Raw genomic sequence first — 17,315 nt, 5'->3', positions numbered from 1 at the left:
AGATGGTCAACCTGGAGTCGACGAACTTCCCGGGCTGGATCGAGGCGAACAAGCATCTGCTGAAGCCGCCGGTCGGCAACAAGCAGATGTTCCCGACCGGGGACGACTTCATCACGATGGTGGTCGGCGGACCGAACCAGCGCACCGACTTCCATGTCGACCCGTACGAGGAGTTCTTCTACCAGATCTCGGGCGAGCTCAGGATCAACGTGATCACCGACGACGGCCCCGCGACGGTCGAGGTCAACGCAGGGGAGATGTGGGTACTGCCGCGCAACATGCCGCATTCCCCGCAGCGTGGGCCGGACTCGATCGGCCTGGTGATCGAGCGGGTCCGGGAAGCGGGCACGCTGGAGAAGTTCCGCTGGTACTGCGCGAACTGCAACGGTGTCGTGCACGAGGTGGAGTTGCAGGTGACCGACATCGTGGCGGACCTGCCGCCGGTGTTCAACGCCTTCTACGCCAGTGAGGACGCGCGGACCTGCCCGGAGTGCGGCACCCTGCACCCTGGCAAGGGCTGATGCCGCCGACCGTCGACGTCCACACCCACCTGGTCCCGAAGGGCTGGCCGGACCTGGCCGCGGCCTGCGGGGGCGACGGCTGGCCGTGGCTGCGGATCGACTCCGAACGGGCCGCGATGATCATGATCGGCGCGACCGAGTTCCGCCCGATCGGCCCGCAGACCTGGGATCCGGCCACCCGGCGTGCCGATATGGATGCCGACGGCATCGATCTTCAGGTGGTGTCGCCGACGCCGGTGTTCTTCGGCTACGACCGGCCGGCCGACCAGGCGGTCAAGCTGGCCAGGATCTTCAACGACCTGACCCTGGAGACACTGGCCGGTGACGACCGGCTGATCCCGTTCTGCCAGGTGCCGTTGCAGGATCCGGACGCCGCCTGCGCCGAGCTGGATCGTTGCCTGGCCGCCGGACATGCCGGGGTGGAGATCGGCAACCACGTCGGCGACCGGGACCTGGACGACGCCGGGATCGTTGCCTTCCTCACCCATTGCGCCGAGGTCGGGGCGCCGGTACTGGTCCATCCGTGGGACATGCCCGGCGGTCCGCGGCTGGACCGGTGGATGGCACGCTGGCTCACCGGGATGCCGGCCGAGACGCATCTCAGCGTGCTGGCGATGATCCTCGGCGGCGCGTTCGACCGGTTGCCGCCGTCGTTGCGGATCTGTTTCGCCCACGGGGGTGGGAGTTTCGCGTTCTGGCTGGGCCGGCTGGAGAACGCCTGGCACCGCCGCGGCGACGTGGTCCGGGGTGCGTCGATGCATGCCCCGAGCCACTATCTGGACCGGTTCTTCGTCGACACGGTGGTGTTCGAGTCCGCCGCGTTGCGGCTGCTGGTGGATACTCTGGGTGAGGACCAGCTGATCGTGGGCAGTGACTACCCGTATCCCCTCGGTGAGCGACCGGTCGGAAAGGTGGTGCGAACGGCCGACTTCCTGTCCGATGGACAGCAGCACAAACTGCTGTCCACGAACGCGATGCGTTTTATCGGAGGTCTGCATGACCGAGGACCGCTCCGTCCTGACCCGCGAGTCCCGTGAGCCCGACGAGGAGCTCCGCTACGGCGACCACCCGGACCAGGTGATCGACGTCTGGCACGCGAAGGAGTACCGCCCGCTGGTGGTGATCGTCCACGGCGGGTTCTGGCGGCCGGAGTACGACCGGACCCACGCCCGCCCGCTCGGCGAGGCGCTGGCCGCGGAAGGCTGGCCCGTGGCCTCCCTGGAGTACCGCCGCGAGCCGGGGAACCCGGACGCCACCACCACCGACATCCGGACCGCCCTGGACCGGCTGCCCGACCTGCTCGACGTGCACGCCGGGTACGTCCTGGTCGGCCACTCGGCCGGCGGCCACCTCGCGCTCTGGGCCGCCGCCACCCTGAACCCGGTCCGCCTCCGCGGTGTCGTCGCGCTGGCCCCGGTCGCGGACCTGGCCCTGGCCGACAAGCTCAACCTCGACGAAGGCGCCGTCCGCGACTTCGCCGGCGACGAGCCCCGCACCGACCTCGACCCGGCCACCCTGCCGGCCGCGATCGCGCCGATCGTGATCATCCACGGTGCCACCGACCAGCGCGTACCCCTCGAAGTCACCGATGCGTACCTGCGCGCCCACCCGACCGCCCGTCTCCATCTGCTCCCGGAGAAGGGCCACTACGAACTGATCGACCCCGAGTCCGAGGAGCCCTGGCACGTCCTGATCACCGAGCTCACCAGACTCACCAGCTGACCCCCCGCCCTGGCGTTACGCTCGGGGAAAGGGGGAGGGACATCATGGTGGGAGCACTGCTGCTCGGATTCGTCTGTGGTGTGATCGCGCGGATGCTGATGCCGCGGGACGCGTTCCGGGGGATGAGCGGGCCGACGTCGTGGGCGGTCTCGCTGGGGTTGGGGCTGGCCGGCGCGTTGCTGGGCTACGTCATCTTCACGCTCGGACTGGGGATCGGGGACACCGACATCTTCGACTGGGGCGGGCTGCTCAGCGCGATCATCGGCACGCTCATCGTGATCGCGATCGCCGGGTACTTCCTGCGCCGCCGGCAGAGCACGTCACCACCGCCGCCTTCTGGGGACGGCGGATCACGTCCGCCGGGGTGAGCTCGCCGTCAGGGGCGCTTGACGGCGGTGAGGAGGCCGTCGCCGCAGGGGAGGAGGGCGGAGACGAGGTCGTCGTCCTCACGGATCGCGCGGATGAGGTCGCGGATGGCCTGGGTGTCCGGGTCACGGCGGGACGGGTCGGCGACGCGGCCTTCCCACAGCGCGTTGTCGAACGCGACCACGCCGCCGGGACGGAGCAGCCGCAGCGCCTCGTGCAGGTACGCGGTGTACTCGCGTTTGTCGGCGTCGCAGAAGACCAGGTCGTAGTGGCCGTCGGTGAGCCGGGTGACGACGTCCAGAGCGGCGCCGGCGATCAGCCGGAACCGGTTCGACGGGATGCCGGCGTCCAGGAACGTCTTGCGGGCCAGCCGCTGGTTCTCGGCGTCCAGGTCGACCGTGGTCAGCGTGCCGGTCGGGCGCATGCCGCGCAGCAGGGCGAGGCCGGACACCCCGGTCCCGGTGCCGATCTCGACGACCGACTTCGCGCCGACCGCGGCGGCCAGCACGGTCAGCGCGGCGGCGGCGCCGGGGCCGATCGCGGACACCCCGCTGTCGTCGGCGCTCGCTCGCGCACCGGCGACGACGTCGTCCTCACCGGTGTAGTCCTCGGCGTACGCCCAGGACGCGGAGTCGATGCCGGTGGCGATGATGCCCTCCCATTTTCCTGCCGCTGCGGTGTTCATCTGGCCTGAGCCTAGCGTCCCCCGGGCCGCGTTCCCTGCCTCCCGCGCCAAGATTGCGCAGTCTTGTTCAGAACACGCTCCCATTTGTCAGATATGATCGCCGTGATGAGGCAGGGATCACCTGAGGGAGGTGCCGAGTGCGACGAGACGGGGGATCAGGCGCGAATGACGTCGATCCCGGCTTCCTTGAACACGGCCAGCTGGCTCTCGTCGGCCTGGGCGTCGGTGACGAGCGTGTCGATCTCGCTCAGCTCGCAGATCCGGGCGAAGGCGCGCTGACCGAGCTTGCTGGAGTCGGCGACGACGACCACCTTCGAGGCCCGGCTGACGATCAGCTGGTTGATGTTCGCCTCGCCCTCGTGGTGGGCGGTGGCGCCGGTCTCGTCGATCCCGTCGACGCCGAGGAAGGCGATGTCGAGGGACAGGTCGGCCAGGATCCGGTGCGACAGCGGGCCGATCATCTCGTACGACTGCGGCCGGGCGACGCCACCGGTGAGCACCATCTTGACGTGCGGCCGGACGATCAGCTCGTTGGCGATGTTCAGCGCGTTGGTGACCAGGGTGAAGGCCGGCTCGCCGTGCTCGGCGGACAGCTCCGGCCGGGTCGCCAGCGTCCGGGCCACCTCGGAGATCGTGGTGCCGCCGTTCATGCCGATCACCATGCCGCGGCGGACCAGCGTGGCCGCGGCCTGCGCGATCCGCTGCTTCTCCGACGCGAAACGCGCAGTCTTGTAGCGCAGCGGCAGGTCGTACGAGACCGCGTTCGCGACGGCGCCGCCCCGGGTCCGGGTGAGCAGTTGCTGCTTGCCGAGGTGGTCCAGATCGCGCCGGATCGTGGCCGCGGACACGTGCAGCTGGTCGGCGAGCTCGTCGACGTCGATCGCGCCCTTCTCGGCGAGCGACTCGAGCAGTGTGTTCAGCCGTTCATAACGCTTCACCCAGCGCTCCTCCTTCACAGAATCAGTCAGCCGACCGCTGGTCGGTTGGCACCATTCGATCACGTTCGAGCAGTTTCGACCATTACATCTCCGGAGACGACATGACCGACACCCCCTTCGTGAGCACCGAGATCGCCACCCAGCCGGCGTTGTGGCGACAAGTCTCGGCCGGTTTCGCGCAGTACGGTGGCGCACTCCCGCAGCCGGGACAGCGGGTCGCCGCCGTCGGCTGTGGCACCTCCTGGTTCATGGCGATGGCGTACGCCGCGCTGCGCGAGGACCTCGGCCAGGGTGAGACCGACGCGTTCGCCGGATCCGAGTTCGCCTACGGCCGCCAGTACGACGCGATCGTGGTGATCAGCCGGTCGGGCACGACGACCGAGGTGCTCGAGCTGATCCGCCGGACCACGGTGCCCACGATCGCGATCACGGCCACCCCGGGTTCGCCGATCACCGAGCTGGCCGACACCACGATCCTGCTGGACTTCGCCGACGAGCAGTCCGTCGTCCAGACCCGGTTCGCGACCACGACGCTGGCGTTGCTGCGGGCGTCCCTCGGCCAGGACCTCACCCAGGCCGCCACCGACGCCGAGTCCGCGCTGACGGTGGACGTGGACGAGTTGGCCAAGCTGGAGCAGGTCACCTACGTCGGGACCAGGTGGACCGTGGGCCTGGCGCACGAGGCGGGCCTGAAGCAGCGCGAGGCGGCGTCCGCGTGGACCGAGGCGTACCCGGCGATGGACTACCGGCACGGCCCGATCGCGATCGCCCAGCCCGGCCGCGGCGTCTGGCTCTTCGGCGAGGCCCCGGCCGGCTTCCTCGACGACGTCGCCGCCACCGGCGCCACGATCGTGCACCACGCCGACCTCGACCCGATGGCGTCCCTGGTGATCGCCCAACGAGTCGCCGTCGCCAAGTCCCTCGCCCACGGCCTCGACCCCGACCAGCCCCGAAGCCTCAGCCGCTCCGTCATCCTCGACTGACCACCTCGACCAGGGCCGCGGTCGCCCTCTCGGCACCTGGGTCACCAACCGGGGTCTTGGGTCACCAACCGGGGGCCCGGGACAGTGCAGGACGTGTTCACGGTCCCGGGTGGGTGGTCACGGTCCCGGGTGGGGGTTTGCAGTCCCGGCTCGGTCGTGCGGATGGGGCGTGGGTCGCCGGGTCGGGGCGGGGCGCAGGGTGGTGAGGGTGCCTAGGGCTGCGGCGGTGATCAGGCCGAGGGCGATAGTGAGGAGGGCTGCTCGGGTGCCGATTGCTGGGACCAGGAGGCCGGCGGTGGCTTGGCCGAGGGCTGCGGCTCCGACGCGGAGGCTGGCTGCCGTCGTACTCACGCGGCCCTGCAACGCCACCGGGCTGTAGACCTGCCGGGCCGCGAACATCGCCGGCAACATCGGCCCCTCCACCAGCCCGGCCACCGCGGCCAGCAACAGCAGCACCGCGAAGCTGGAAGCAAGCGGCCACGTCGTCATCGCCAGGCCGTACCCCGCGCACGCCGCCATCACCACGTACTCCGGTCGCCACCGCGTCTGTAGTCGGCCGAGCAGAAGTGCCGTGGTCACGCTGCCCAACTCCACCGCGGTCCACAGGTACCCGGCCGCCGATTTCGGTGCGCCCACGGACGCCATGTGGAGCGGCAGGGTGATCAGCAGCATCCCGATCATCCCCATCAGCGCCGTGGTCGTGACCGTCGACGCCCGCAACGGTGGCGTCCGGGCCAGGTGCCGCAGTCCCTCGACCACCGACCGCGCGAACGGGTCCCGGTCGCCGGCCGCGATCGCCGCCGGCAACGCGGGCAGCCGCGCGATCGCGAAGATGCTGGCCGTGGCCGTCACCGCGATCACCGTCGCGGCGGCCTCGACCGAGACGGCGGCCGCGAGGGTGGCCGCGGCGGCCGGGCCGGTGATCGTGGCCGCGCCGAAGCTGGCCGCCTCCCAACTGTTGGCCTTGGGCAACAAGTTCGCCGGGACCAGGGACGGCAGCATGCTCGTGAAGCCGCCGCTCACCATCGGCAGCGTCGTCCCCGCGATCGCGGCGAGCGCCGGCGTGACCCAGGACGGGGTATGGCCGACGACGGCGAGCATCGTCAGCATCACCGCGCCGAGGACCGCCTGATTGACGCCGAGCGCGATCCGGCGATGGGCGGTGCGGTCCAGCCACGCGCCCAGCAACGGCCCAGTGAGTACTGCAGGCAACGCGTACGCCGCTCCGGTCGCACCCGCGAGCGCCGGGCTGTCGGTGCGGTCGAGGACGAGCAGGACGAGCGTGAACGCGACCATCTCGTCGCCGAGGCGGGCCAGTGTCGCGGCGGAGTAGTACGACGGCATCCCGCGGAGCTTGAGCAGTTCGCGCATTCCGATGCCCCCTGTAACGCAAAGCAGTAAGTTACGCGTTACGCTAACAAAGGCGTTACGCTTTCGCCAGTTGGGAAGGAGGCACGGTGGAGAGTCTGCAGACGCCGGATCGGCTGGTCCGGCTGGCGGTGGATCTGGTGAACACGAAGACGCTGGAGCCGGAGCAGCTCGTCACGCCCGACGACGTGCGCCGGTTCCTGCTGGACCACGGCGAGCCCGAGCCGATCGCGATCGACGAGGCCGAGCTCGACGAGATCCGCGAGGTCCGGGAGCGACTGCGGCCGGTGTTCCACGAGGAACCGGCCGTGGCCGCGAAGGCGCTCAACGACCTGCTGACCGAGTACGCCGTCCGCCCGTACCTGTCCGACCACGAGGGGTCGCCGTGGCACCTGCACGTGGCCCGGCCCGAGGCGGGGTGGCCGGAGTGGCTCGCGGCCCAGACGGCGCTCGGGCTGGCCGGGTTTGCGGCCGGTCACGGGTTCGCCGCGCTGGCCGGTTGCGCCGCGCCTGACTGCGAGCGCGTGTTCGCGAACCAGGCCGAGCGAAGACCCCGGCGGTACTGCGGGCCGACCTGCGCGAGCCGGACCCGCGTGGCGTCGTACCGGGCCCGCCAGGCCGGGGCGGAGAAGTCCTAGGATCGGCACCGATCATCCAGGGAGTGGAGGCACCGTGAGTCACACCGTCGTGGCGGAGCTGGTCGCGAACGTCCAGAAGGTCACCGCGCAGGCCGGCGACACGGTGGGCCCGGAGGACACCCTCGTCATCCTGGAGTCGATGAAGATGGAGATCCCGGTGCTGGCCGAGGTGGCCGGGACGATCGTCGAGGTGAAGGTGGTGGCCGGCGAGGTGGTCCGCGACGGCGACCCGATCGCGGTGATCGAGGAGAAATAGGCCACACTGCCAACCGGAGGCGCCGACGCGGGCGTCTACTGGAAGCAGGCGGAAACCACCGGGGAACTTCCCGTCCGCGTGCACCGTTGGTCCGGACGTACCGGCATCTCAGGGTTCAGCCCGGGTGTCCCCGACGTGCGCAGAGGACGGTGAACGCGGCACCATGGTGGTCACGCTCGTTGCCGAGAGGACCCAGGGAGGCGTTGCCGTGAAGCCGGTCGACACCTCCGTCATCCCTGCCCCGGTCCAGCAGCCGCCGCGGCAGCAGCCGCAGGACCAGCCCGACGTACTGCCGTCCTGGGACGAGATCGTCCGGACCCACTCGGCCCGGGTCTACCGGCTCGCGTACCGGCTGACCGGCAACAAGCACGACGCCGAGGACCTGACCCAGGAGGTCTTCGTCCGGGTGTTCCGCTCACTGTCCGGCTACACCCCGGGCACGTTCGAGGGCTGGCTGTACCGGATCACCACGAACCTCTTCCTCGACGGCGCCCGGCGCAAGCAGCGGATCCGCTTCGACGGCCTGCCCGAGGATGCGCACGACCGGCTGCCGGCCAAGGGCGCCGGCCCGGCCGAGAAGCTGGACTCCGGCCAGTTCGACCACGATGTGCAGCACGCGCTGGACCAGCTGCCCGAGGACTTCCGGGCCGCGGTCGTGCTGTGCGACATCGAGGGCATGACCTACGACGAGATCGCCGACGTCCTGGGCGTCAAGCTCGGGACCGTCCGGAGCCGGATCCACCGCGGCCGCTCGATGCTGCGCAAGCACCTCGAGCACCGCGCACCACGGTCCGGCCACTCGCGCATCAGCGGCCCACCCGTCGACGCGCCGTTGTTCGGCGGGGGTGACGACCGGTGACCTCGCACCCGCTGGACCGGCTCAGCGCCGCCGTCGACGGAGAGCTCGACCACGACTCCCGGGACAAGGTGCTGAGTCACCTCGTCGGCTGCGACTCCTGCCGCGCCGAGGTGGACGCGCAGCGCCGGTTGAAGGGCCAGCTGGCCGCCCTGGAGGCGCCCGGCCCGTCGGACGACCTGATGCAGCGCCTGATGGGCGTCCCCGCGTTCTCGCTGGAGCCGCGCGAGGAGGTCCGCTCGGTGGTGACGCCGGTCGTCTCGCTCAGCCCGCAACGGTCCGCGTTCCCGGCGGCCCGCAACGACGCCACCCGGCCGGGGACCAGGTCCACGCCGCGCTCGCGCCGTCGTACCGGGGTGCTCGGTGCGGCCGGTTCGGCGGCAGCGGTCGCCTCCCTGCTCGGTACTGCTTTCGTCCTCGGTGACCCGGCCCGCGGCGAGGAGCCGCCGATCGTGCAGCCGCCGGTGGCCAGCTTCTCGGCGGACCACGCAGCGACGACGACGGGCAGCCCGTTCGCCGACCCGGTCGCGTTGCTGAACGGGTACAACGGCACCGGGTTCGCCGGACTGCCACCGTCGTACCAGCCGGTGGCGTTGACGGGACGCTGAGCTGTGAGCCTCTCCCGGCTCGCCGTGCTGGTCGGCACCGCGCTGATCGGTCTCGGCCTGCCCTTGCCCACCGCGGTCGCCGCTCCCGCACCCACGTCCTCGCGGGAGGACTCGCCGTCCGCCGTCAGCTGGCTCGAACGCGCCGCGCTGGCTCCGGAGCGGATCTCGTACCACGGCACGCAGATCATCACCGCGTGGGGACCGCAGGGGTCCAGCTCGGCGATGCTCGGCATCGTGCACGCCGCGTCGCAGGGGACCGAGATCAGCGTGGTCGGCTCGTCGTCCGCGCCCGGGGCGAAGTCGTTCGTGCAACGCGCCGCCCACGGGGCCGGACCGGCCGTCGACGGGGGACCGCTCGACCTGTTGAAGTCGACGTACCAGCTGGCGTACAAGTGCTGCACCGAGACGATCGGTCGGGTCGCCGTCCTGGTCGAGGCGCTGCGGGACGACCAGACGCTGGCCGCGCGGTTCTGGATCGACCAGGCGAGCGGATTGCTCCTGCAGCGGCAGCTGTTCAGCGCGGACGGGCGCACGCTGGTCCGGGCGACCGTGTTCACCGAGTTGTCGATCGACACGTCCGAGTTCCTCGGGCACCTGCCGCCGATGGCCCCAGGGGACACCGAGACGGTGGGGATGGGCCAGGTCGGCGATCTGCGCTCCCAGGGCTGGACCTGCGCGGCGGACCTGCCCGCGTCGCTCAAGCTGTACGAGGTCCACCAGGACAGCGCGTCCGGGTCACTGCAGTTCTCGTACTCCGACGGCCTGTTCACCGTGTCCGTCTTCGAGCAGCGCGGCGCCCTCGACCCGGCCGCCGTGCAGGGGTACTCGGCCGGCGCGATCCCCGGCGTCCACGTCCGGTACGGGATGCCCTCGTACGCCGTGTGGTCGTCCGGCGGCATCGTCTACACGGTGGTCGGCGACCTGCCCTCGGACCTGATGGACAAGGTCGTCGCCGCGTTCCCGCACCAGCAGCCACCCCAGCTCACCGCGCTCGAACGGATGGGGACCGGCCTGGCCCGGATGGCCACCTGGCTCACTCCGATGAGTGCGCTCTCGTGGAAACTGGGATAATCGGACCCGGAGCCTCTCGCCGGCACCCTGGGTGAGGTTCCGCCGACACGACCACGACGACGACTACGTGAGGCGGGCACCGTGAGCTGGGATGACGCCGAGCCGACCGTGCGGATGCCGCGAGATCCGGCAGATCCGGAACCCACCCGTGAGCTTCCCACCGACCGGCCCACCGCAGGACCTGTCGTACCGCCCCCCGCCGAGCCCGGGTCCACCGATCCCGGGACCACGACCGGCGGCGATCACGCACCAGGCGTAGCGGGCGGAGGCGCTGACGCCGGGCGTACCACCGACAACACCGGCCCGCAGGCACCACACACCGGCCCGCAGGGACCGCAGGCACCGCACACCGGCCAGCAGGCGCCGCAGGGACCGCAGAGCGGGAGCGCGGCCGGCGCCTCGGCGGGATCGCCCGCGGTCTCCGCGTTGGCGCCGCCTCCGGTGAGCAACGGGGCCATGCCGCTGCCGCCCCCGGGAGGCACCGCGCAGTACCGGCAGTCCGAGCGGTCGATGACGCAGCGCAGCTTCGGGCAGCCGGAGGAGCCGTTCCGCCCGGTGTACCCGGGCCAGGCCTGGCCGACGTACCAGCCCGCGTACGTCCCGCCGCCGCCCGTGGACTGGCACCAGCAGCAGGCCCGCGCGTACACGCCGGGGCCGCCGCCGAAGGGCAACCGGATCATCACCATCGCCGCGATCGTCGCGCTGATCGTCGGCCTGGTCGCCGGTGCCGGGGCGGCCGCGACCGTGGTGGCGCTGGACAACCGCGGCCCGATCGAGGAGCCGGCCGGCCCGCCGGTCGGTACCGGCGCGGACCCGAAGATCCGCAGCGGCTCGGTCTCGGCGGTCGCCCAGACGCTGCTGCCGAGCGTGGTCCAGCTGAAGGTCGAGGGCGCCGACAACTCGAAGGCGACCGGGTCCGGCTTCGTGATCGACACGGCCGGCCACATCCTGACCAACAACCACGTCGTCTCGGCCGCGGCCAAGGGCGGCTCGATCCAGGTCGTCACCCAGCAGGGCGCGAGCACGACGGCCCGGCTGGTCGGCCGCTCCCCGGCGTACGACCTGGCCGTGGTGCAGGTGAGCGGGCTGAAGGCGCCGTCGGTGCAGTTCGGCCGGTCGGACCTGGCGATCGTCGGCCAGGACGTGGTCGCGATCGGTTCGCCGCTCGGCCTGGCCGGGACCGTCACCTCCGGCATCGTCTCGGCGAAGAACCGCCCGGTCACCGCCGGCGGCGAGGGCGAGATCTCGTACATCAACGCGCTGCAGACCGACGCGGCGATCAACCCGGGCAACTCCGGTGGCCCGCTGGTCGACATGAACGCCCGGGTGATCGGGGTGAACTCCGCGATCGCCACCGTCCGCGGCGCCGAGGAGGGCAGCAGCGGCAACATCGGCCTCGGCTTCGCGATTCCGATCGACCAGGCCCGCCGGACCGCCCAGCAGCTGATCGCCGACGGCAAGGCGTCGTACCCGGTGATCGGCGCGAACGTGGACCTGCGGTTCGAGGGCGAGGGCGCCCGGGTCGGCGAGGTCAACCCGGGGTCCCCGGCCCAGCGCGCCGGGCTGCGGACCGGTGACGTGGTCACCAAGATCAACAACAAGCTGGTCGACTCGGCCGAGGCGCTGATCGTCTCGATCCGGACCCATCGCCCCGGCGAGACGGTCCGGCTGGACTACGAACGGGCCGGCCGGCCGCGGCAGGCGAACGTCACGCTGGGCTCGCAGATCGGCTGAACCAAGGCCCCGCGAGTGCCCGGATCCGGCCGGATCCGGGCACCGGCGGGTTGTTCCGTGAGATGAACTGCTGGCCCGGCGGGCGGGATCCCCAGGAGCGGGCTACGCTGTCCGCGGTGCAGTGCTAGACGGGCTGAAAACAAGACCAGGGCGACCGGAGAAGGTGGGGACATGTTCGGCATCGGGCCTCTCGAGCTGGTGGTGATCGCAATCGTCGCCGTGCTCCTGTTCGGTCCGGACCGGCTGCCCGAGTTCGTCCGGACGGCGGGCCGGCTGCTGCGCCAGGGCCGGCAGCTGATCAACAACGCGCAGAACGACCTGCGCAACGAGCTCGGCCCGGAGTTCGCCGACCTCGACGTCCGCGACCTGAACCCGCGCAGCTTCGTCCGCAAGCACCTGCTCGAGGGCATGGACGACGACTACGACGACGACAAGCCGGTCTCCTCGAACGGCCTGGCCGACTCCCCGCAACGCCTCCCGGTCGGCCAGCGCGCCCCGTTCGACCCCGAGTCGACCTGATCCGTCCCGGTCGCGACGTCCGGAGGGCGAGACCTGTTGACCTGGCGTTACCGGGCGCCCTCTAGGCTGGGCCCGCGATGAAGACGTTTGAGGAGCTGTTCGCCGAGCTGGGAGACAAGGCGCTCACACGGCCGGAGGGATCCGGGACCGTGGCGGCGCTGGACGCCGGCGTGCACACGATCGGCAAGAAGCTGGTCGAGGAGGCCGCCGAGTCCTGGATGGCCGCCGAGCACGAGGGCAAGGAACGGGCCGCCGAGGAGCTGAGCCAGCTGCTCTACCACGCGCAGGTGATGATGCACGCGCTCGGCCTGAGCCTGGACGACGTGTACCGACATCTGTAGGAGCCGCCTGCAGATTCCCCGGGACCACATCGTCAGAAAGGCCGTATCCCCATGCTGCGCGTCGCAGTACCGAACAAGGGCTCGCTGAGCGAGGCCGCCACCGAGATCCTCACCGAGGCCGGGTACAAGCAGCGCCGGAGTACCAAGGACCTGGCGCTCACCGACACCGCGAACGAGGTCGAGTTCTACTACCTGCGTCCCCGCGACATCGCCGTGTACGTCGGCGAGGGCACCCTGGACGTCGGCATCTCCGGCCGCGACCTGGTGCTCGACTCGCACGCGGACGCGGACGTGCTGATGGAGCTCGGGTTCGCCGCCTCCACCTTCCGGTTCGCCGGCCGGCCCGGCGTCGCCGAGTCGGTGAAGGACCTGGCCGGCAAGCGGATCGCCACCTCGTACGCCGGGGTGCTGCAGGACCACCTCGCCGAGCACGGCGTGGACGCGTCGGTGGTCCGGCTGGACGGCGCCGTCGAGACCGCGGTCCAGCTCGGCGTCGCCGACGTGATCGCGGACGTGGTCGAGACCGGCGCGACGCTGCGGCAGGCCGGGCTGGAGGTGTTCGGCGAGCCGATCCTGCAGTCCTCGGCGGTGCTCATCAAGCGGCACGGCGCGCACACCCCGCCGAACGGGCTGGAGCAGCTGGTCCGCCGGCTCGAGGGCGTCCTGATCGCCCGCAACTACGTGATGATGGACTACGACATCCGCGCCGAGGACGTCGACGCCGCGACCGCGGTGGCGCCCGGCCTGGAGTCGCCGACCGTCTCGCCGCTGCACCGGCAGGGCTGGGTCGCGGTCCGGGTGATGGTCCAGCGGGCCGACGCCCAGCGGATCATGGACCAGCTCTGGGAGGCCGGCGCCCGGGCCATCCTGACCACCGACATCCACGCGTGCCGGATCTGATGACCGCGTCCACCCCGGAGACGACGATGTCCACGCCAGCGCAGCAAGACCCGTTGTGGACGTTCCACCCGCGCATCGTCGCGGCCGTGACGGCAGCGATGGCGGCGTCGATGGTCGCCGTCTTCGGGGTGATCTGGGTCCGGCTGCCGGAGGAGTCGCGGGCGACCTTCACGCTGTTCCAGCAGCTCACCCTGATCGCGTTCTTCGGCACCGTGCTCTACCTGCTGTACCGGATGGCGACGGTCCGCGTGACGGCGTACACCGACGGCCTGAAGATCCGCAACGTCTTCAAGTCGTACCGGCTGGCCTGGTCCGAGGTGAAGGTGCTGCGGTTCACCCCGGGCGACCCGTGGCTCCAGCTGTTCGATGCCGACGGCAACCGGTTGGGCATCCTGGCGATCCAGGCGTCCGAAGGCGTCCGGGCGTCCCACGCGGCCAAGGAACTCGCCAAGGTCGCCCGCGCCCACGGCGCCGGCTCGGACTCCGGCTCCGACTCCGGCTCCGGCGACAAGTCGAGCTGAGTCGGGTCGGGCGTCCGGTCAGACGCTGACGCGGAACGTCGTGCTGTGCTCGTCCCCGGGCCGCAGTACGACCAGCCCGTCACCGCTGACGAAGCTGTCCGGCGGGCAGGTCATCGGCTCCACGGCCAGCCCGGCCCGGTCGATCGCGCCGCCGGTGTAGAGCTGCATCCACCGGGTCTCGCTGCTCACGACGGCGCGGTGCCCACTGTCGGGGTCCGCCAGCGTGACCACCCAGGTGTCCGGCAGCCCGGTGAACGCGTTGTCGATGTCGAGATCCTGGATCCGCTGCCCGGCCGAGAAGTCGTACTGCGACCCGGCGACCGGCTGCAGCCCGATCGGCGCCATCCGGTCCGGCGTGACGTCCAGCCAGCTCTCGGCCCGGAACTCGAGCACGCACTCGTCGATCTTCCGCCCGACCGTCACGTACGGATGCGCTCCGTACCCGTACGGCGCGGCGCCGGTGCCGACGTTCTTCGCCGAGACGGTGACTGTGAGACCGGTGTCCGCGTCCAGGTCGTACGTGATCGCGAGATCCAGCTGGTGCGGGTACCCGGGGCCGCCGTACAGCCGGTGCGCGACCACGATCCGCGACTCGTCCAGGCCGTCGTCGGTGCGCTCCCAGGTAGCCCAGCGGACCAGGCCGTGGATCGCGTTCGACCGCTCCGGCTCGGTCAGGTCCAGCTGCTGCTCGACACCCTCGAAGGTGTACTTCCCGTCGGTGATCCGGTTCGGCCAGGGGATCAGCTGCTGCCCGATCCCGGCGTGTGCGGGGGCGTCCTCGGCGTACCCGACGAGGAGCTCGCGATCGCCGTACGAGAGGCCACGCAGGCCGCCGCCGACGCTCACCACGGTCCCGGCGTACGCGCCGGCGCGGAGGGTCCACTGGTCACCGGAAGGCAGGACAGTCATAGCTCTATCCTCACCCACGGACGGGCCGGGATCAGGAGGCGGCGGAGTCCAGGCCCAGATTGACCGACTTCGCGACCAGTTCCGTCTCGGCCTGGTGCGGGACCGACGGGTTGCCGTCGACGATGACGTGCGACCGGGACCGGGTCCGCTGGGCCGCGAAATGGTCGCGTTCCCAGCGCATCCAGTCCAGCCAGCGGTCCCGGAGCGCCTCGCCGTCGCGCTCGATGCCCCGGTCCAGCCGGACCTCGTTGCTGGTCTCGACCCAGATCTTCAGCGCCTGCCACGGGTCCGCGTCCCGGTCGGCCGCGGTGACCCCCTCGACGATCAGCAGGTCCAGCGTGGTCGGGACGACGTGCAGTTCGGCGTACGCGCCGAGGTGCCAGTCGTAGCGCCGGTACCGGCCCTCGCGGCCGTCGGCGAGCCGCTTGAGGACGTGGTCGCGGAGCAGCCCGAAGCCGCGGACCGCGCCGTCCCAGCCGTCGTACAGGTCGTCCATGTGCACCACCTGGGTCCGCAGGCCGCGCGCCTCCGCCCGCGCGGCGAACCTGGTGGCGACGGTCGTCTTGCCGGAACCGGCGGGGCCGTCGACGCTGATCAGCCGGGTCCGGCCGAGTCGGGCCGGGGTGGTCCGGACATGGTCCAGCAGGCTGTCGATGGTCAGGAGGTCAGTTGATGCCATGGCGCTTCAGGATGTCCTCGATCTCGTCGAACTCCGACGACTCCTGCTGAGCCTTCGCCTGCTTCTTCGGCTTGCCGGTCCCGGCCGTGGCGGGCGCGGGGCCGGTCGAGGTCAGCTCGCCGGTCGGGTTCGTGGTGGCCCCCTGGCCCGGCTTCTCCGCCTTCGCGGTCTTCGCCGGCTTGTCCGGGCGGCGCGACCGGGCCACCCCGGACACGACGTACAGGACCACCGAGACGCCGAACAGCGCGACGCCCGCCCAGACGCTGGGCGAGAAGATCAGGTGGGTGACCCAGTTGCCGACGGACTTCACCACGTCCCAGGCCACCTCGAGCAGCCCGGTCAGGTAGAGCGAGACCGGGAGCAGCGACCAGGCGACCCCGCGGGTCCCGGCGGCGACTCCGCGGCGCCGCCAGGCGGCCCACGAGCCGATCAGGCCGAGCAGGGTGAGGCCCACGCAGAACGGCAGCAGCGTCAGATCATTGAAGTCAGGCACATCTCCAGGCTCGCACAGTCCGGCGCTCAGCCAAGCCGGGAACAGCCCTGACACCACCCTGAATGCGCCCTCCGGACGCCCACCACTCACCAACACGCCGCCAGGCCCCTGCTGAGGCGGCCGTGAGCGGGGTGCCGGCGGGGTGGCGGTGGTTGGTGAGTGGTGGGCGTGCGGCGTGTAGGAGAATCGGAGCGTGCAGGGAGAGCGGAGACTGGCGTTCACCGGGTTCGACGACGACGACGGGTCGGCGGACCCGGGGCTGGCGGCGGCGCTGGCGGCCCGGGATCACGGGGCCACGCTGCAGGCGCTGACCAAGGCGCGGCTGCTGGTCCCGGTGGTGGCGATGCTCGGCGAGATCGAGCTGGACGAGAACGGGCTCGCGCACGACAAGTCCTCGGACATGGCGGTGGCGTTGCTGCGTGGCCAGGACGGCCGGAACGCGCTGCTGGCGTTCACGAGTACGGAGAGCCTGGCCCGGTGGAGTCCGGACGCGCGGCCGATGCCGGCGCAGACGCAGCTGGTTGCGACGGCGGCGATCCAGGAGGGCGCCGCGGCGATCGTGCTCGACGTGGCCGGTCCTGCGCCCGGGGTGATGGAGACGGAGGACGTGCAGCGGTTGGCCGCCGGCCTCCAGGTGGTGCGGTTGGAGGACGGCGGCTACGGCTGGGTCCAGCCTGCCGACTGACGCATACCGGGTCAGAGCAGGCTCAGGTGGGACTTGCGGTGGTACGACTCGTTCGTCCACCAGAGGATGGCGACGGCGGCACCGAGGCCGAGGTCGGACCAGAGCCACCACGGGCTGTCGAAGTGGCCGAACATGGCGAGTGCTCCCCAGACCGCGAACTGGACCACGCAGGCGACCAGCCAGATCGCGGTCACCACACGCAGCGCAACGGTGAGTCCGCGCGGCGGGACCGCGTCCTCCAGTCCGGCGAAGACGCGGCGGAGTTCGCCGCGGGTGCGGGCGACCCCGAGCAGGTCGTGCCGGTCGGTGGCCTGCTGCGGGGAGAGGCCGCGGCTGCGGATCGCGCTGTCGATCTTGGCGTGCGCGGTCCGCCGGTCGTCGTCGCTGAGCCGCAGTTCGTCGGGCGACAACAGCGGGCCGAGGGTGGCGTGCAGGGTACTCATCGTGTGCTCCTTGGGTCGAAGGGCTGACACGAAAAAGCGTATGGATTGAACAGTTTGGTCCCGAGGGCGTTGGAACCCG

Annotated in this window: 23 protein-coding genes; 16 read left to right on the top strand and 7 right to left on the bottom strand. The window is 71.2% G+C overall.

All coding sequences use genetic code 11. The features are described 5' to 3' along the window. Nucleotides 1-2: 2 nt before the first annotated feature. Genes FB561_RS35465 through FB561_RS35450 form a run of 4 tightly spaced genes read left to right on the top strand, consistent with a single transcriptional unit; the run spans nucleotide 3 to nucleotide 2,611 of the window. Complete coding sequence (locus tag FB561_RS35465; RefSeq protein WP_202881024.1) at nucleotides 3-521, top strand: 3-hydroxyanthranilate 3,4-dioxygenase; 519 nt, start codon at nucleotides 3-5, stop codon at nucleotides 519-521. Then, complete coding sequence (locus FB561_RS35460; RefSeq protein WP_145814454.1) at nucleotides 521-1,558, top strand: amidohydrolase family protein; 1,038 nt, start codon at nucleotides 521-523, stop codon at nucleotides 1,556-1,558. Before FB561_RS35465 ends, FB561_RS35460 begins: the two co-directional genes overlap by 1 nt. Beyond that, nucleotides 1,518-2,243: an alpha/beta hydrolase family protein gene (locus tag FB561_RS35455; protein ID WP_145814453.1), complete on the top strand. Its 726-nt coding sequence runs from the start codon at nucleotides 1,518-1,520 to the stop codon at nucleotides 2,241-2,243. Before FB561_RS35460 ends, FB561_RS35455 begins: the two co-directional genes overlap by 41 nt. 44 nt (nucleotides 2,244-2,287) lie before the next feature. Next, nucleotides 2,288-2,611, top strand: a complete 324-nt coding sequence (locus FB561_RS35450) for a GlsB/YeaQ/YmgE family stress response membrane protein (RefSeq protein WP_145814452.1) — start codon at nucleotides 2,288-2,290, stop codon at nucleotides 2,609-2,611. An 8-nt stretch (nucleotides 2,612-2,619) separates the two neighbouring features. Here the strand turns inward: FB561_RS35450 and FB561_RS35445 are convergent, their stop codons facing one another. After that, on the bottom strand, nucleotides 2,620-3,294 hold the full coding sequence (locus tag FB561_RS35445; protein WP_145814451.1) for an O-methyltransferase: 675 nt from the start codon (nucleotides 3,292-3,294) through the stop codon (nucleotides 2,620-2,622). A gap of 155 nt (nucleotides 3,295-3,449) precedes the next feature. Further along, nucleotides 3,450-4,232, bottom strand: a complete 783-nt coding sequence (locus FB561_RS35440) for a DeoR/GlpR family DNA-binding transcription regulator (protein ID WP_145814450.1) — start codon at nucleotides 4,230-4,232, stop codon at nucleotides 3,450-3,452. A 101-nt stretch (nucleotides 4,233-4,333) separates the two neighbouring features. Here FB561_RS35440 and FB561_RS35435 point away from each other — a divergent pair, with 101 nt between their 5' ends. Beyond that, entirely contained in the window at nucleotides 4,334-5,215 is an 882-nt protein-coding gene (locus FB561_RS35435; RefSeq protein WP_145814449.1) for an SIS domain-containing protein, read from the top strand. Nucleotides 5,216-5,332: 117 nt separating this feature from the next. Here the strand turns inward: FB561_RS35435 and FB561_RS35430 are convergent, their stop codons facing one another. Then, nucleotides 5,333-6,586 (bottom strand): MFS transporter, encoded by a 1,254-nt coding sequence (locus tag FB561_RS35430; RefSeq protein ID WP_145814448.1) that lies wholly within the window; start codon nucleotides 6,584-6,586, stop codon nucleotides 5,333-5,335. Between the two features lie 86 nt (nucleotides 6,587-6,672). On the opposite strand from FB561_RS35430, the gene FB561_RS35425 reads away from it, so the two are divergent. The 10 genes from FB561_RS35425 (at nucleotide 6,673) to FB561_RS35380 (ending at nucleotide 14,027) form a co-directional block, all read left to right on the top strand. Beyond that, the gene (locus FB561_RS35425) at nucleotides 6,673-7,221 is read left to right on the top strand and encodes a CGNR zinc finger domain-containing protein (protein ID WP_145814447.1); all 549 of its coding nucleotides are present in this window, start codon (nucleotides 6,673-6,675) and stop codon (nucleotides 7,219-7,221) included. A gap of 34 nt (nucleotides 7,222-7,255) precedes the next feature. Beyond that, the gene (locus tag FB561_RS35420) at nucleotides 7,256-7,477 is read left to right on the top strand and encodes a biotin/lipoyl-binding carrier protein (RefSeq protein ID WP_145814446.1); all 222 of its coding nucleotides are present in this window, start codon (nucleotides 7,256-7,258) and stop codon (nucleotides 7,475-7,477) included. 163 nt (nucleotides 7,478-7,640) lie between these two features. Next, nucleotides 7,641-8,336, top strand: a complete 696-nt coding sequence (gene sigE, locus FB561_RS35415) for an RNA polymerase sigma factor SigE (protein ID WP_202881023.1) — start codon at nucleotides 7,641-7,643, stop codon at nucleotides 8,334-8,336. Continuing rightward, nucleotides 8,333-8,941, top strand: coding sequence for an anti-sigma factor family protein (locus tag FB561_RS35410; RefSeq protein ID WP_145814445.1), 609 nt, complete (start codon nucleotides 8,333-8,335; stop codon nucleotides 8,939-8,941). Before sigE ends, FB561_RS35410 begins: the two co-directional genes overlap by 4 nt. A 3-nt stretch (nucleotides 8,942-8,944) precedes the next feature. Next, entirely contained in the window at nucleotides 8,945-10,012 is a 1,068-nt protein-coding gene (locus FB561_RS35405; protein ID WP_145814444.1) for a sigma-E factor regulatory protein RseB domain-containing protein, read from the top strand. Nucleotides 10,013-10,468: 456 nt separating this feature from the next. Beyond that, nucleotides 10,469-11,746: a S1C family serine protease gene (locus tag FB561_RS35400; RefSeq protein ID WP_238335317.1), complete on the top strand. Its 1,278-nt coding sequence runs from the start codon at nucleotides 10,469-10,471 to the stop codon at nucleotides 11,744-11,746. Between the two features lie 171 nt (nucleotides 11,747-11,917). Further along, nucleotides 11,918-12,265, top strand: coding sequence for a sec-independent translocase (locus FB561_RS35395; protein ID WP_145814442.1), 348 nt, complete (start codon nucleotides 11,918-11,920; stop codon nucleotides 12,263-12,265). A gap of 77 nt (nucleotides 12,266-12,342) precedes the next feature. Then, nucleotides 12,343-12,606: a phosphoribosyl-ATP diphosphatase gene (locus FB561_RS35390; RefSeq protein ID WP_145814441.1), complete on the top strand. Its 264-nt coding sequence runs from the start codon at nucleotides 12,343-12,345 to the stop codon at nucleotides 12,604-12,606. A gap of 51 nt (nucleotides 12,607-12,657) precedes the next feature. Then, a complete protein-coding gene (gene hisG / locus FB561_RS35385; RefSeq protein ID WP_145814440.1) occupies nucleotides 12,658-13,506 on the top strand; it encodes an ATP phosphoribosyltransferase in 849 nt (282 codons plus the stop codon). 26 nt (nucleotides 13,507-13,532) lie between these two features. Further along, a complete protein-coding gene (locus FB561_RS35380; protein ID WP_145814439.1) occupies nucleotides 13,533-14,027 on the top strand; it encodes a PH domain-containing protein in 495 nt (164 codons plus the stop codon). Nucleotides 14,028-14,045: 18 nt separating this feature from the next. Here the strand turns inward: FB561_RS35380 and FB561_RS35375 are convergent, their stop codons facing one another. The 3 genes from FB561_RS35375 to FB561_RS35365 are packed head-to-tail and all read right to left on the bottom strand — an operon-like array spanning nucleotide 14,046 to nucleotide 16,108. Further along, on the bottom strand, nucleotides 14,046-14,936 hold the full coding sequence (locus tag FB561_RS35375) for an aldose 1-epimerase family protein (RefSeq protein ID WP_145814438.1): 891 nt from the start codon (nucleotides 14,934-14,936) through the stop codon (nucleotides 14,046-14,048). A 31-nt stretch (nucleotides 14,937-14,967) separates the two neighbouring features. After that, nucleotides 14,968-15,615 carry a uridine kinase family protein gene (locus FB561_RS35370; RefSeq protein WP_145814437.1) on the bottom strand — a complete coding sequence of 216 codons (648 nt, stop codon included), beginning with the start codon at nucleotides 15,613-15,615 and terminating at the stop codon, nucleotides 14,968-14,970. Further along, on the bottom strand, nucleotides 15,602-16,108 hold the full coding sequence (locus FB561_RS35365; RefSeq protein WP_145814436.1) for a hypothetical protein: 507 nt from the start codon (nucleotides 16,106-16,108) through the stop codon (nucleotides 15,602-15,604). Before FB561_RS35365 ends, FB561_RS35370 begins: the two co-directional genes overlap by 14 nt. A 193-nt stretch (nucleotides 16,109-16,301) precedes the next feature. On the opposite strand from FB561_RS35365, the gene FB561_RS35360 reads away from it, so the two are divergent. Then, nucleotides 16,302-16,793, top strand: coding sequence for an SseB family protein (locus FB561_RS35360; protein ID WP_145814435.1), 492 nt, complete (start codon nucleotides 16,302-16,304; stop codon nucleotides 16,791-16,793). 11 nt (nucleotides 16,794-16,804) lie between these two features. Here the strand turns inward: FB561_RS35360 and FB561_RS35355 are convergent, their stop codons facing one another. Further along, the gene (locus tag FB561_RS35355) at nucleotides 16,805-17,236 is read right to left on the bottom strand and encodes a DUF1707 domain-containing protein (RefSeq protein WP_145814434.1); all 432 of its coding nucleotides are present in this window, start codon (nucleotides 17,234-17,236) and stop codon (nucleotides 16,805-16,807) included. Nucleotides 17,237-17,315: the final 79 nt, after the last annotated feature.

It is taken from the genome of Kribbella amoyensis (assembly GCF_007828865.1).
GTDB classification, from domain to species: domain Bacteria; phylum Actinomycetota; class Actinomycetes; order Propionibacteriales; family Kribbellaceae; genus Kribbella; species Kribbella amoyensis.
This window is presented reverse-complemented; position numbering and strand designations above follow the sequence as displayed.